This window comes from Enterobacter sp. C4G1, assembly GCF_052886895.1.
In genome coordinates, this window is record NZ_JBQVVV010000001.1 from 1,968,958 (window position 1) to 1,982,832 (window position 13,875).

At 51.8% G+C, this 13,875-nt stretch carries 9 protein-coding genes, 3 tRNA genes and 3 rRNA genes; 8 read left to right on the forward strand and 7 right to left on the reverse strand.

Annotated features, from left to right (window positions below; all coding sequences use genetic code 11):
- Positions 1 to 28: 28 nt before the first annotated feature.
- The 6 genes from proS to metN form a co-directional block, all read right to left on the reverse strand.
- Positions 29 to 1,747 carry a proline--tRNA ligase gene (gene proS / locus ACT9TW_RS09430; RefSeq protein WP_182059664.1) on the reverse strand — a complete coding sequence of 573 codons (1,719 nt, stop codon included), beginning with the start codon at positions 1,745 to 1,747 and terminating at the stop codon, positions 29 to 31.
- Positions 1,748 to 1,859: 112 nt separating this feature from the next.
- Positions 1,860 to 2,567: a tRNA (N6-threonylcarbamoyladenosine(37)-N6)-methyltransferase TrmO gene (gene tsaA / locus ACT9TW_RS09435; RefSeq protein WP_182059667.1), complete on the reverse strand. Its 708-nt coding sequence runs from the start codon at positions 2,565 to 2,567 to the stop codon at positions 1,860 to 1,862.
- Entirely contained in the window at positions 2,564 to 2,968 is a 405-nt protein-coding gene (rcsF, locus tag ACT9TW_RS09440; RefSeq protein ID WP_014068991.1) for an Rcs stress response system protein RcsF, read from the reverse strand. The genes tsaA and rcsF overlap by 4 nt, the downstream gene beginning before the upstream one ends.
- A 106-nt stretch (positions 2,969 to 3,074) precedes the next feature.
- Positions 3,075 to 3,890 carry a methionine ABC transporter substrate-binding lipoprotein MetQ gene (gene metQ, locus ACT9TW_RS09445; protein WP_446492217.1) on the reverse strand — a complete coding sequence of 272 codons (816 nt, stop codon included), beginning with the start codon at positions 3,888 to 3,890 and terminating at the stop codon, positions 3,075 to 3,077.
- 40 nt (positions 3,891 to 3,930) lie between these two features.
- Positions 3,931 to 4,584, reverse strand: coding sequence for a methionine ABC transporter permease MetI (locus tag ACT9TW_RS09450; RefSeq protein ID WP_003856130.1), 654 nt, complete (start codon positions 4,582 to 4,584; stop codon positions 3,931 to 3,933).
- Entirely contained in the window at positions 4,577 to 5,608 is a 1,032-nt protein-coding gene (gene metN / locus ACT9TW_RS09455) for a methionine ABC transporter ATP-binding protein MetN (protein ID WP_315687948.1), read from the reverse strand. Before metN ends, ACT9TW_RS09450 begins: the two co-directional genes overlap by 8 nt.
- Positions 5,609 to 5,796: 188 nt before the next feature.
- On the opposite strand from metN, the gene gmhB reads away from it, so the two are divergent.
- The 8 genes from gmhB (at position 5,797) to dkgB (ending at position 12,913) form a co-directional block, all read left to right on the forward strand.
- Positions 5,797 to 6,363: a D-glycero-beta-D-manno-heptose 1,7-bisphosphate 7-phosphatase gene (gene gmhB, locus ACT9TW_RS09460; RefSeq protein ID WP_182059675.1), complete on the forward strand. Its 567-nt coding sequence runs from the start codon at positions 5,797 to 5,799 to the stop codon at positions 6,361 to 6,363.
- Positions 6,364 to 6,732: 369 nt separating this feature from the next.
- Positions 6,733 to 8,272, forward strand: a 16S ribosomal RNA gene (locus ACT9TW_RS09465).
- Positions 8,273 to 8,341: 69 nt separating this feature from the next.
- A tRNA-Ile gene (locus tag ACT9TW_RS09470) sits at positions 8,342 to 8,418 on the forward strand.
- A 48-nt stretch (positions 8,419 to 8,466) separates the two neighbouring features.
- Positions 8,467 to 8,542, forward strand: a tRNA-Ala gene (locus tag ACT9TW_RS09475).
- Between the two features lie 180 nt (positions 8,543 to 8,722).
- Positions 8,723 to 11,628, forward strand: a 23S ribosomal RNA gene (locus ACT9TW_RS09480).
- 71 nt (positions 11,629 to 11,699) lie between these two features.
- A 5S ribosomal RNA gene (gene rrf / locus ACT9TW_RS09485) occupies positions 11,700 to 11,815 on the forward strand.
- Together the 16S, 23S and 5S rRNA genes with 3 tRNA genes alongside form the textbook arrangement of a ribosomal RNA operon.
- A 54-nt stretch (positions 11,816 to 11,869) precedes the next feature.
- Positions 11,870 to 11,946 (forward strand) — tRNA-Asp (locus ACT9TW_RS09490).
- A gap of 163 nt (positions 11,947 to 12,109) precedes the next feature.
- Complete coding sequence (dkgB, locus tag ACT9TW_RS09495) at positions 12,110 to 12,913, forward strand: 2,5-didehydrogluconate reductase DkgB (RefSeq protein ID WP_182059677.1); 804 nt, start codon at positions 12,110 to 12,112, stop codon at positions 12,911 to 12,913.
- A gap of 29 nt (positions 12,914 to 12,942) precedes the next feature.
- On the opposite strand, the gene yafC is transcribed toward dkgB, so the two are convergent.
- Positions 12,943 to 13,848 (reverse strand): DNA-binding transcriptional regulator YafC, encoded by a 906-nt coding sequence (gene yafC, locus ACT9TW_RS09500; protein WP_182059678.1) that lies wholly within the window; start codon positions 13,846 to 13,848, stop codon positions 12,943 to 12,945.
- Positions 13,849 to 13,875: the final 27 nt, after the last annotated feature.

Genomic DNA, 13,875 nt, shown 5'->3' on the forward strand with positions numbered 1-13,875 from the left:
ACCCCGCATGTGCGGGGTTTTTTGTTTCTTAACCTTTGATGGCTTTTACCAGGTAATCAAGGATTTCACCGGTCTTGATCATCTGCTTCTCGCCGTTGCGACGGTATTTGTATTCAATATCATCGCTGTCGAGGTTACGGTCGCCGATAACCACAGTATGTGGAATACCGATCAGCTCCATGTCAGCAAACATCACGCCAGGACGCTCTTTACGGTCGTCCATCAGCACTTCAATACCCTGCGCGCGCAGCTCGCCGTACAGTTTTTCGGCCAGCTCCTGCACACGGTAAGACTTGTGCATGTTCATTGGCAGAATCGCTACCTGGAATGGTGCGATGTTATCTGGCCAGACGATGCCACGCTCGTCGTAGTTCTGCTCAATCGCCGCCGCGACCACACGCGTCACCCCGATACCGTAGCAACCCATGGTCAGAACCTGGTTACGACCATCTTCACCCTGAACGGCTGCATTCATCGCGCGGGAGTATTTATCACCCAGCTGGAAGATGTGGCCCACTTCGATGCCACGTTTGATCATCAGAGTACCCTGACCATCCGGGCTTGGGTCACCGGCAACCACATTACGAATATCTGCCACTTCTGGCGTCGCAACATCGCGATCCCAGTTGATGCCGAAGTAGTGCTTACCATCGATGTTTGCGCCAGCGGAGAAGTCGCTCATTGCCGCAACTGTACGGTCAACAACCACCGGGATTGGCATATTCACTGGACCCAGGGAACCTGGGCCTGCGTTTACAACCGCGCGGATTTCCGCTTCTGTTGCGAAAGTCAGCGGGCTGGCAACCTGCGACAGTTTCTCGGCTTTTACTTCGTTCAGTTCGTGATCGCCGCGAACCAGCAGGGCGACCAGCGGGCTCTTGCTGCCTTCAACCGCTTTCACCAGCAGGGTTTTAACCGTTTTCTCGATCGGCAGATTGAATTGTTCCACCAGTTCGGCAATGGTTTTCGCGTTTGGCGTATCAACCAGTTTCATCTCTTCAGTAGCTGCGGCGCGTGGTGCTTTTGGTGCCAGGGCTTCAGCAAACTCGATGTTAGCGGCGTAATCAGAGGAGTCAGAGAAGATAACATCGTCTTCACCGCTCTGAGCCAGTACCTGGAATTCATGCGATGCGCTACCACCGATAGAGCCGGTGTCAGCCTGTACCGCACGGAAATCCAGACCCATGCGGGAGAAGATTTTGCTGTACGCTTCGTACATCTTGTCGTAAGTCTCTTGCAGAGATTCCTGAGACGTGTGGAAAGAGTACGCATCTTTCATCAGGAATTCGCGGGAGCGCATTACGCCAAAGCGCGGGCGCACTTCGTCACGGAATTTGGTCTGGATCTGGAAAAAATTCAGCGGCAGCTGTTTATAAGAGCTCAGCTCATTACGGATAAGATCGGTAATGACTTCTTCATGCGTTGGGCCGAGGACAAACGGACGATCGCCGCGATCGGCAATACGCAGCAGTTCAGGACCGTACTGTTCCCAGCGACCGCTCTCCTGCCACAGCTCAGAGGGCTGAACTACCGGCATTAACACCTCGATAGCACCGGCGTTGTTCATCTCTTCACGCACGATGTTTTCGACTTTTTTCAGGACGCGCACGCCGGTCGGCAGCCAGGTGTATAACCCGGAGGCCAGCTTGCGGATCATCCCGGCGCGCAGCATCAGCTGGTGGCTGATCACCTCGGCGTCGGCAGGTGTCTCCTTCAGAGTGGAGAGCAGATATTGGCTAGTACGCATGTTGTTACGGTTCCGTTTCGACGAGTAGGACAGACTGAATGCTCAACCTGACACAAAAAAAGTGGTTTAGTTTACCAGTGTGGCAAAGATGCCAAAAGAGAGGAAAATAAAATTACCTGGGTTCCAGGGCAAAGACTTCAAATCCCGCCTCAGTCACGCGCCAGCGAACGTTAAAATCCAGCAGCCACACGGCATAGGTTTTCCCGGTTTCCTCTCCCTTACGGTAAGCCGGACGTGGATCCTGAGCCAGAACGTCAACGATAAAATCGCGCAGGCGAGGATAGCGCTTTTCCAGCAGCGTTATCTGGGCGGTTAACTCTGGTGTGAAGTGAACGGGCATATCTGCCTGCGGTGCTTCCTGGGCATAGCTTGCGCGCGCATCCGGCAGGGCTTCAGCAAAGGGCAGGTAAGGCTTGATGTCTATAACTGGGGTGCCATCCACAAGATCAAGGCTTCCTAATTCCAGTATGACCTGATCTTTCTGCGTCCGAATGCCTTTCAGCTCGACCAGAGACATGCCAATGGGGTTCGGGCGGAAGGTGGAGCGGGTCGCGAACACGCCCATTCTGGCATTTCCACCCAGACGCGGAGGGCGAACGGTTGGACGCCAGCCACCTTCCATCGTCTGGTGAAAGACAAATACAACCCATAAGTGGCTGAATGCCTCGAGCCCGCGTACCGCATCGGCCTGATTATAAGGCGCGATGAAGTGAAGTTCGCCACCGCGGCTTTTGACCAGACCAGGCTGGCGCGGCACGGCGAACTTCTCTTTATAAGGTGAGCGGATAATGCCTATCTGCTCGAACTGAAATGAACTCATTTCGCCGAAATGGTAAGCGCAGTACCAAGACAAACCGCCTGACGGTAGCAGCCTGGTGTACCGCTGGTCACTTCACAGCTGTGCAGCAGTACCGCGTTGGCTTTCATTTTTGCGGCGTTAATCTGCAGGCGTTTACGAGCAGTTGGGATGTTTGGTGGAGAGTCTTGATTAGTTGCCTGGCAGGATTCACCGCTCACATCGCCCAGTTCACGGAAAGGCTTGCCCACGAGATCGTCGGCTTTAGTAATAATGCGCACCGGCGCAGGACGTGGCGCTTTCGGTTTTGCTGGCTCTGCCTTTGGCGGGGTTGCAGTGCTTTGAACAGGCTCAACAGGAGATCTGCTTAGCATAGAACAGCCGCTCAGCATCAGTGCTAAAAGACAGATCGGTAAAGCACGCATAATAGTTCCTCAATGGATAATCAAATCGTCAGATATTGAATCAGTTGCCTGCATAAATGACAAGACGGGCTTTCGCCCGTCCTGATGATATTACACTGATGTGAGATTACCAGCCTTTAACAGCGCCGCCGTTAAACACCTTGTTGGCTTCCTGGTAAACTTCGTCAGACTGATAAGCCTGAACGAATTTCTTCACGTTTTCCGCGTCTTTGTTGTCTTCGCGAGTCACGATCAGGTTTACGTATGGAGAGTCTTTATCTTCAACGAAGATACCGTCTTTTGCCGGCGTCAGGCCAATCTGGCTTGCGTAGGTGGTGTTGATGACAGCCAGGGCAATCTGTGCGTCGTCCAGAGAACGTGGCAGTTGCGGCGCTTCCAGCTCAACAATTTTCAGATTTTTCGGGTTCTCAGTCACGTCCAGAACGGTCGGCAGCAGGCCAACACCGTCTTTCAGTTTGATCAGGCCCACTTTCTGCAACAGCAGCAGGGAACGACCGAGGTTAGTCGGGTCGTTAGGCACCGCGACCTGGGAGCCTGGCTGCAGTTCGTCCAGGGTTTTAATTTTCTTGGAGTAACCGGCAATTGGGTAAACGAAAGTGTTACCTGCCGCAACCAGCTTGTAACCACGGTCTTTGATCTGCTGATCCAGGTATGGTTTATGCTGGAAGGCGTTAGCGTCGATATCACCTTTGCTCAGCGCTTCGTTCGGCAGAACGTAGTCGTTGAAGGTAACCAGCTCAACGTCCAGACCGTATTTTTCTTTAGCCACTTTCTGAGCGACTTCAGCAACCTGCTGCTCTGCACCCACAATCACGCCCACTTTAATATGGTTTGGATCTTTTTCGTCCTGACCGCAACCCACCAGTGCCAGAGAGCCAATCAGCGCGCCTACCGCTGCAAGGGTCTTTAATTTAAACGCCATGTTATATCCTTAACTCGTCGAGTTTGTGTTGTGTGTAACGTTATTTGTGAGTAACAGCCCGGACGATGCGATCGCCAGAGAATTGGATTAAGTAAACCAGAACAACCAGCAATACCAGAACAGTATTCATTACGGTAGCGTTATAGCCAATATAACCGTACTGATAGCCAATCTGCCCCAAACCACCGGCGCCGACAGCACCGCCCATCGCGGAATAACCGACCAGCGTAATGAGGGTGATCGTTGCGGCGTTCACCAGACCCGGCAGCGCTTCAGGCAGCAAGACTTTGCGAACGATCTGCATCGGGGTCGCACCCATGGCGCGTGATGCTTCAATCAAACCTGTCGGGATCTCCAGCAATGCGTTCTCAACCATACGGGCGATAAACGGTGCAGCACCGACGGTCAATGGGACGATTGCGGCCTGCAAGCCGATGGAGGTTCCCACGATCACACGGGTGAAAGGAATCATCCATACCAGAAGAATAATGAACGGAATGGAACGGAAGATGTTCACCAGAGCAGAAAGAGTACGATAGAGCTTCGCGTTTTCAATAATTTGACCCGGGCGAGTTACATACAGCAGTACGCCGACCGGCAGACCAATGACGAAACCAAAAAAGCCCGATACAAAGGTCATTGCCAGCGTTTCCCAAACGCCGCGAACCAGCAGCCACATCATCGGTTCAGACATAACCCAATACCTCTACTTTTACATGGTGTTCTTGCAGCCAGGCGATTGCGCCTTGCGTTTCTTCTTGTGTGCCGTGCATTTCCGTCAGCATGATGCCGAACTTCACGCCGCCGGCGTAATCCATCTGCGCGCTAATAATGTTGTTGTTCACGTTAAAGCGACGCGCGGTTTCGGAAAGCAGTGGCGCATCCACGGACTGACCGGTGAACTCCATACGCAACATTGGCACGCTGTCGGCAGCTGGCTCTGCTTTTAAACGCGCCAGATAATCTTCTGGAATATCCAGATGCAGCGTGGATTGAATAAACTGTTGCGCGAGCGGCGTTTTCGGATGTGAGAACACTTCACTTACGGTGTCTTGCTCAATCAGTTCACCATTGCTGATCACGGCTACGCAGTCACAGATGCGTTTAACCACGTCCATCTCATGAGTAATAAGAAGGATGGTCAGGCCCAGACGACGGTTAATGTCTTTCAGCAGTTCCAGAATAGAACGTGTGGTTGCCGGGTCTAATGCGCTGGTGGCTTCATCGCACAGCAGCACTTTAGGATTACTGGCCAGCGCACGGGCGATTGCCACACGCTGTTTTTGGCCACCGGACAGGTTTGCCGGATAGCTGTCGTGTTTATCTGCCAGACCAACCAGGTCCAGCAGTTCGGTGACGCGACGCTTAACTTCTTCTTTAGGCGTGTTGTCCAGCTCCAGCGGCAAAGCGACGTTGCCGAACACGGTGCGGGATGCCAGCAGGTTGAAGTGCTGGAAGATCATGCCAATCTGGCGACGCGCTTTTGTTAATTCTTTCTCTGAGAGTGCGGTAAGTTCTTGTCCGCCAACTTCTACGCTGCCCTGGCTTGGGCGCTCAAGCAGGTTAACACAACGGATCAGCGTACTTTTACCCGCACCCGATGCGCCAATGACGCCATAAATTTGACCAGCAGGAACATGCAGGCTGACGTTGTTCAGCGCCTGAATGGTTCGGTTCCCCTGCTGGAACACTTTGGTGATATTGGAAAGTTTAATCATTAGATTATTTTTATCGTATGTAAGTTAGCCGTGGCATTTTATTCTGCCGGATACGGGTGATGACCGTAAACAAAATGGATGTTAAGGCATCCAGACGTCTAAATCAATCCAACTCTGTGCGATGAGCACTTTATTGCGCTGTGATTCATGAGATACTAACCGGACACGCCTTTTTCAGGAGCAAACCGGTGGCAAAATCAGTACCCGCAATTTTTCTCGATCGTGATGGCACCATTAATGTGGATCACGGTTATGTCCATGAGATTGACGCGTTCGAGTTTATCGAAGGCGTAATAGATGCAATGCGCCAGTTAAAAGAGATGGGCTATGCGCTGGTGGTTGTCACCAACCAGTCTGGTATTGCTCGCGGTAAATTCACCGAGGCGCAGTTTGAAACGCTAACGGAATGGATGGACTGGTCGTTAGCCGATCGTGGTGTCGATCTCGACGGTATCTATTATTGCCCGCACCACCCACAGGGAACAGTAGAAGAGTATCGTCAGACCTGCGACTGTCGTAAGCCGCATCCGGGTATGTTTATCTCTGCGCAGGAATTTCTGCACATTGATATGGCTGCTTCTTATATGGTGGGCGATAAACTGGAAGATATGCAGGCCGCAACCGCAGCCGGCGTAGGCACCAAAATATTAGTTCGCACCGGCAAGCCAGTGACGCCAGAAGCAGAGAATGCAGCGGATTGGGTGATTAATAGCCTGGCAGAGCTGCCAAAAGAGATTAAAAAGCACCAAAAATAGGCGTTTTGGCTAAAAGGTGAGCGGTTGAAATAAAATTGTATTTTTCCGCTTGTCATTCCTCGGAAGCTCCCTATAATGCGCCTCCATCGACACGGCGGATGTGAATCACTTCACAAACAACCCGGTCGGTTGAAGAGAAAAAATCCTGAAATAACGGGTTGACTCTGAAAGAGGAAAGCGTAATATACGCCACCTCGCAACGGTGAGCTGAAAGCCACGTTGCACTGCTCTTTAACAATTTATCAGACAATCTGTGTGGGCACTCAAAGTGACATGGATTCTTAACGTCGCAAGACGAAAAATGAATACCAAGTCTCTGAGTGAACATACGTAATTCATTACGAAGTTTAATTCACGAGCATCAAACTTAAATTGAAGAGTTTGATCATGGCTCAGATTGAACGCTGGCGGCAGGCCTAACACATGCAAGTCGAGCGGTAACACAGGGAGCTTGCTCCTGGGTGACGAGCGGCGGACGGGTGAGTAATGTCTGGGAAACTGCCTGATGGAGGGGGATAACTACTGGAAACGGTAGCTAATACCGCATAACGTCGCAAGACCAAAGAGGGGGACCTTCGGGCCTCTTGCCATCAGATGTGCCCAGATGGGATTAGCTAGTAGGTGGGGTAACGGCTCACCTAGGCGACGATCCCTAGCTGGTCTGAGAGGATGACCAGCCACACTGGAACTGAGACACGGTCCAGACTCCTACGGGAGGCAGCAGTGGGGAATATTGCACAATGGGCGCAAGCCTGATGCAGCCATGCCGCGTGTATGAAGAAGGCCTTCGGGTTGTAAAGTACTTTCAGCGAGGAGGAAGGCATTAAGGTTAATAACCTTGGTGATTGACGTTACTCGCAGAAGAAGCACCGGCTAACTCCGTGCCAGCAGCCGCGGTAATACGGAGGGTGCAAGCGTTAATCGGAATTACTGGGCGTAAAGCGCACGCAGGCGGTCTGTCAAGTCGGATGTGAAATCCCCGGGCTCAACCTGGGAACTGCATTCGAAACTGGCAGGCTAGAGTCTTGTAGAGGGGGGTAGAATTCCAGGTGTAGCGGTGAAATGCGTAGAGATCTGGAGGAATACCGGTGGCGAAGGCGGCCCCCTGGACAAAGACTGACGCTCAGGTGCGAAAGCGTGGGGAGCAAACAGGATTAGATACCCTGGTAGTCCACGCCGTAAACGATGTCGACTTGGAGGTTGTTCCCTTGAGGAGTGGCTTCCGGAGCTAACGCGTTAAGTCGACCGCCTGGGGAGTACGGCCGCAAGGTTAAAACTCAAATGAATTGACGGGGGCCCGCACAAGCGGTGGAGCATGTGGTTTAATTCGATGCAACGCGAAGAACCTTACCTACTCTTGACATCCAGAGAACTTTCCAGAGATGGATTGGTGCCTTCGGGAACTCTGAGACAGGTGCTGCATGGCTGTCGTCAGCTCGTGTTGTGAAATGTTGGGTTAAGTCCCGCAACGAGCGCAACCCTTATCCTTTGTTGCCAGCGGTTCGGCCGGGAACTCAAAGGAGACTGCCAGTGATAAACTGGAGGAAGGTGGGGATGACGTCAAGTCATCATGGCCCTTACGAGTAGGGCTACACACGTGCTACAATGGCATATACAAAGAGAAGCGACCTCGCGAGAGCAAGCGGACCTCATAAAGTATGTCGTAGTCCGGATTGGAGTCTGCAACTCGACTCCATGAAGTCGGAATCGCTAGTAATCGTAGATCAGAATGCTACGGTGAATACGTTCCCGGGCCTTGTACACACCGCCCGTCACACCATGGGAGTGGGTTGCAAAAGAAGTAGGTAGCTTAACCTTCGGGAGGGCGCTTACCACTTTGTGATTCATGACTGGGGTGAAGTCGTAACAAGGTAACCGTAGGGGAACCTGCGGTTGGATCACCTCCTTACCTTAAAGAACCTGCCTTTGTAGTGCTCACACAGATTGTCTGATGAAAAATAGCAGTAAAAATCTCTGCAGGCTTGTAGCTCAGGTGGTTAGAGCGCACCCCTGATAAGGGTGAGGTCGGTGGTTCAAGTCCACTCAGGCCTACCAAAATCCTTATGTTAAAGGATGAGCGGTACAGAGATTAGTGTATACGATGGGGTTATAGCTCAGCTGGGAGAGCGCCTGCCTTGCACGCAGGAGGTCTGCGGTTCGATCCCGCATAGCTCCACCATCTTTACTGCGAAAACAAGAAAACTTCAGAGTGTACCTGAAAAGGTTCACTGCGAAGTTTTGCTCTTTAAAAATCTGGATCAAGCTGAAAATTGAAACGACACACCTTAACGGGTGTGTTCGAGTCTCTCAAATTTTCGCAATTTGATGATGAATCGAAAGAAACATCTTCGGGTTGTGAGGTTAAGCGACTAAGCGTACACGGTGGATGCCCTGGCAGTCAGAGGCGATGAAGGACGTGCTAATCTGCGATAAGCGCCGGCGAGGTGATATGAACCTTTGACCCGGCGATTTCCGAATGGGGAAACCCAGTGTGTTCCGACACACTATCGTTAAGTGAATACATAGCTTAACGAAGCGAACCGGGGGAACTGAAACATCTAAGTACCCCGAGGAAAAGAAATCAACCGAGATTCCCCCAGTAGCGGCGAGCGAACGGGGAGCAGCCCAGAGTCTGAATCAGCTTGTGTGTTAGTGGAACGGTCTGGAAAGTCCGGCGATACAGGGTGATAGCCCCGTACACGAAAGCACACAGGTTGTGAACTCGAAGAGTAGGGCGGGACACGTGGTATCCTGTCTGAATATGGGGGGACCATCCTCCAAGGCTAAATACTCCTGACTGACCGATAGTGAACCAGTACCGTGAGGGAAAGGCGAAAAGAACCCCGGCGAGGGGAGTGAAAAAGAACCTGAAACCGTGTACGTACAAGCAGTGGGAGCACCTTCGTGGTGTGACTGCGTACCTTTTGTATAATGGGTCAGCGACTTATATTCTGTAGCAAGGTTAACCGTATAGGGGAGCCGAAGGGAAACCGAGTCTTAACTGGGCGTTAAGTTGCAGGGTATAGACCCGAAACCCGGTGATCTAGCCATGGGCAGGTTGAAGGTTGGGTAACACTAACTGGAGGACCGAACCGACTAATGTTGAAAAATTAGCGGATGACTTGTGGCTGGGGGTGAAAGGCCAATCAAACCGGGAGATAGCTGGTTCTCCCCGAAAGCTATTTAGGTAGCGCCTCGTGAATTCATCTTCGGGGGTAGAGCACTGTTTCGGCTAGGGGGCCATCCCGGCTTACCAACCCGATGCAAACTACGAATACCGAAGAATGTTATCACGGGAGACACACGGCGGGTGCTAACGTCCGTCGTGAAGAGGGAAACAACCCAGACCGCCAGCTAAGGTCCCAAAGTCATGGTTAAGTGGGAAACGATGTGGGAAGGCACAGACAGCCAGGATGTTGGCTTAGAAGCAGCCATCATTTAAAGAAAGCGTAATAGCTCACTGGTCGAGTCGGCCTGCGCGGAAGATGTAACGGGGCTAAACCATGCACCGAAGCTGCGGCAGCGACGCTTATGCGTTGTTGGGTAGGGGAGCGTTCTGTAAGCCGTTGAAGGTGTCCTGTGAGGGGTGCTGGAGGTATCAGAAGTGCGAATGCTGACATAAGTAACGATAATGCGGGTGAAAAGCCCGCACGCCGGAAGACCAAGGGTTCCTGTCCAACGTTAATCGGGGCAGGGTGAGTCGACCCCTAAGGCGAGGCCGAAAGGCGTAGTCGATGGGAAACAGGTTAATATTCCTGTACTTGGTGTTACTGCGAAGGGGGGACGGAGAAGGCTATGTTAGCCGGGCGACGGTTGTCCCGGTTTAAGCATGTAGGCGGAGAGTTTAGGTAAATCCGGACTCTTTTTAACGCTGAGGTGTGATGACGAGGTACTACGGTACTGAAGTAACAAATGCCCTGCTTCCAGGAAAAGCCTCTAAGCATCAGGTAACATCAAATCGTACCCCAAACCGACACAGGTGGTCAGGTAGAGAATACCAAGGCGCTTGAGAGAACTCGGGTGAAGGAACTAGGCAAAATGGTGCCGTAACTTCGGGAGAAGGCACGCTGATGTGTAGGTGAAGCCCCTGCGGGTGGAGCTGAAATCAGTCGAAGATACCAGCTGGCTGCAACTGTTTATTAAAAACACAGCACTGTGCAAACACGAAAGTGGACGTATACGGTGTGACGCCTGCCCGGTGCCGGAAGGTTAATTGATGGGGTTAGCGGCAACGCGAAGCTCTTGATCGAAGCCCCGGTAAACGGCGGCCGTAACTATAACGGTCCTAAGGTAGCGAAATTCCTTGTCGGGTAAGTTCCGACCTGCACGAATGGCGTAATGATGGCCAGGCTGTCTCCACCCGAGACTCAGTGAAATTGAACTCGCTGTGAAGATGCAGTGTACCCGCGGCAAGACGGAAAGACCCCGTGAACCTTTACTATAGCTTGACACTGAACACTGGTCCTTGATGTGTAGGATAGGTGGGAGGCTTTGAAGCGTGGACGCCAGTCTGCGTGGAGCCGACCTTGAAATACCACCCTTTAATGGCTGGTGTTCTAACGTAGACCCGTAATCCGGGTTGCGGACAGTGTCTGGTGGGTAGTTTGACTGGGGCGGTCTCCTCCCAAAGAGTAACGGAGGAGCACGAAGGTTAGCTAATCCTGGTCGGACATCAGGAGGTTAGTGCAATGGCATAAGCTAGCTTGACTGCGAGAGTGACGGCTCGAGCAGGTGCGAAAGCAGGTCATAGTGATCCGGTGGTTCTGAATGGAAGGGCCATCGCTCAACGGATAAAAGGTACTCCGGGGATAACAGGCTGATACCGCCCAAGAGTTCATATCGACGGCGGTGTTTGGCACCTCGATGTCGGCTCATCACATCCTGGGGCTGAAGTAGGTCCCAAGGGTACGGCTGTTCGCCGTTTAAAGTGGTACGCGAGCTGGGTTTAGAACGTCGTGAGACAGTTCGGTCCCTATCTGCCGTGGGCGCTGGAGAATTGAGGGGGGCTGCTCCTAGTACGAGAGGACCGGAGTGGACGCATCACTGGTGTTCGGGTTGTCATGCCAATGGCATTGCCCGGTAGCTAAATGCGGAAAAGATAAGTGCTGAAAGCATCTAAGCACGAAACTTGCCCCGAGATGAGTTCTCCCTGACTCCCTGAGAGTCCTGAAGGAACGTTGAAGACTACGACGTTGATAGGTCGGGTGTGTAAGCGTAGCGATACGTTGAGCTAACCGATACTAATGAACCGTGAGGCTTAACCTTACAACGCCGAAGCTGTTTCGGCGGTTGAGAGACAGAATATTTTCAGCTTTGATACAGATTAACAGAATTTGCCTGGCGGCTTTAGCGCGGTGGTCCCACCTGACCCCATGCCGAACTCAGAAGTGAAACGCCGTAGCGCCGATGGTAGTGTGGGGTCTCCCCATGTGAGAGTAGGGAACTGCCAGGCATCAAATTAAGTAGTAAGCCGGTGCATTAATCCGGTGGTTACAAAGTCTTCGGTGGAGCGGTAGTTCAGTCGGTTAGAATACCTGCCTGTCACGCAGGGGGTCGCGGGTTCGAGTCCCGTCCGTTCCGCCACTTATTGAAAGCCCTGAGTATTTACTCAGGGCTTTTTTCTTATCTGCCGTATAATTATTGCTAAATTAGCAAAAATCCTCTGCGTTTTACGCTCTTTTTCTGAATAACAGCAGCAGCGATAATCTTCCTCAGTTAACGAACATTATGATTAACGAGGAATTACATGACTATCCCTGCATTTGGTCTGGGCACTTTCCGCCTGAAAGACGATGTTGTTATCGCATCTGTAAAAACTGCTCTTGAACTTGGCTATCGTACTGTTGATACGGCGCAGATTTATGAAAATGAAGCTGCCGTTGGCCAGGCGATTGAAGAGAGTGGTGTAGCCCGTAATGAACTTTTCATCACCACTAAAATCTGGATTGAGAACCTCAGCAAAGAAAAGCTGATCCCAAGCCTGAAAGAGAGTCTGAAGAAACTGCGTACCGACTACGTAGATCTGACGCTGATCCACTGGCCGTCACCGAACGATTCGGTTTCCGTGGAAGAGTTCATGCAGGCGCTGCTTGAAGCAAAAGAGCAGGGCTTAACCCGTGAAATTGGTATCTCTAACTTCACTATCCCGTTGATGGAAAAAGCCATTGCGGCTGTTGGTGCAGAGAATATTGCAACCAACCAGGTTGAACTGTCCCCTTATCTGCAAAACCGTAAAGTGGTTGACTGGGCAAAACAGCACGGTATCCATATCACCTCTTACATGACGCTGGCTTACGGTAACGCACTGAAAGATGAAGTGATTATTCGCATTGCACAGAAACACAATGCCACGGCTGCACAGGTGATTCTGGCCTGGGCAATGGGTGAAGGTTATGCCGTTATCCCATCTTCAACCAAACGTGAAAACCTGGCGAGCAACCTGTTAGCACTGGATCTCCAGCTGGATGATGAAGACAAAAAAGCGATCGCTGCTCTGGATTGCAACGATCGCCTGGTAAGCCCGGAAGGTTTAGCACCAGACTGGGATTAATATTGACCCAACCTCTGTGCCCTAAACCCTCACACAGCTCCTTCGGGAGCTGTTTTTGCATGTTCGCTCAGGAAGTCGATAAATGCGCGGATGCGCGTACTCACCGCTCTGTCACTGTAATACACTGCACTAAAAGGCATCTCTACCGGCAGGCGTTTATCAGCCATTAACTCTACAAGCTCCCCACGGGCAATCTCTTTATTGATCATGTAATCGGATAAACAGGCAATCCCGTTTCCTTCAAGACAAAGTTGCTTCAGTGTTTCCCCACTGTTTGACGATAAGCCGCAATCTATCTCATGAAGCTGTCCGTCACTACAGGCGACAGGCCAGGTATTTAGCGATACGGGCTCTGTAAAACCCAGGCACAGATGCTGTTTCAAATCCTCGACCGTTTCAGGCTGACCAAACTGCGCAAGGTATTCCGGCGATGCAATAATTTTTCGGTAGCTCCTGAACAAAGGGCGGGCCCGCAAGCTGGAATCGGTAAGTGTGCCAACGCGAATCGCAACATCTACCTTTCGCTCTATCAGATTAATGAATGTCTCAGATGACACCAGCGACAATGTCATTTCCGGGTAGCGTTCACGGAAAGGTTTAATGAGTGGCATCAGGTAATGAAGGACCACAGGTGTTGCCGCATCAATACGCAGCAGCCCGCGAGGCGTGCTGCGCGACTCCATGATTTCTGTCTCTGCTGCAGCCATTTCCTGCAAGACGGACTGCACGCGGCGGAAATAGCGCTCGCCTTCTTCTGTCAGACTTAACTGCCTTGTGGTCCGGTTGAGCAGGCTGACACCGAGCTTCATCTCCAGCTTTTTCACCGAGCGGCTAATGGCGGAATTTGCCTGTCCGAGTTGCTCCGCAGCACGGCTAAAACTGCCGCTTTCTACCACGGCGACAAATATCGCCAGCTCTTCTGATGTCGCCTTCATTATTGCACCACCTGCAAAATTCTATTG

Coding starts and splice junctions, on each gene's coding strand:
- proS (WP_182059664.1), bottom strand. CDS start 1,747: ATGCGTACTAGCCAATATCTGCTCTCCACTCTGAAGGAGACACCTGCC.
- tsaA (WP_182059667.1), bottom strand. CDS start 2,567: ATGAGTTCATTTCAGTTCGAGCAGATAGGCATTATCCGCTCACCTTAT.
- rcsF (WP_014068991.1), bottom strand. CDS start 2,968: ATGCGTGCTTTACCGATCTGTCTTTTAGCACTGATGCTGAGCGGCTGT.
- metQ (WP_446492217.1), bottom strand. CDS start 3,890: ATGGCGTTTAAATTAAAGACCCTTGCAGCGGTAGGCGCGCTGATTGGC.
- ACT9TW_RS09450 (WP_003856130.1), bottom strand. CDS start 4,584: ATGTCTGAACCGATGATGTGGCTGCTGGTTCGCGGCGTTTGGGAAACG.
- metN (WP_315687948.1), bottom strand. CDS start 5,608: ATGATTAAACTTTCCAATATCACCAAAGTGTTCCAGCAGGGGAACCGA.
- dkgB (WP_182059677.1), top strand. CDS start 12,110: ATGACTATCCCTGCATTTGGTCTGGGCACTTTCCGCCTGAAAGACGAT.
- yafC (WP_182059678.1), bottom strand. CDS start 13,848: ATGAAGGCGACATCAGAAGAGCTGGCGATATTTGTCGCCGTGGTAGAA.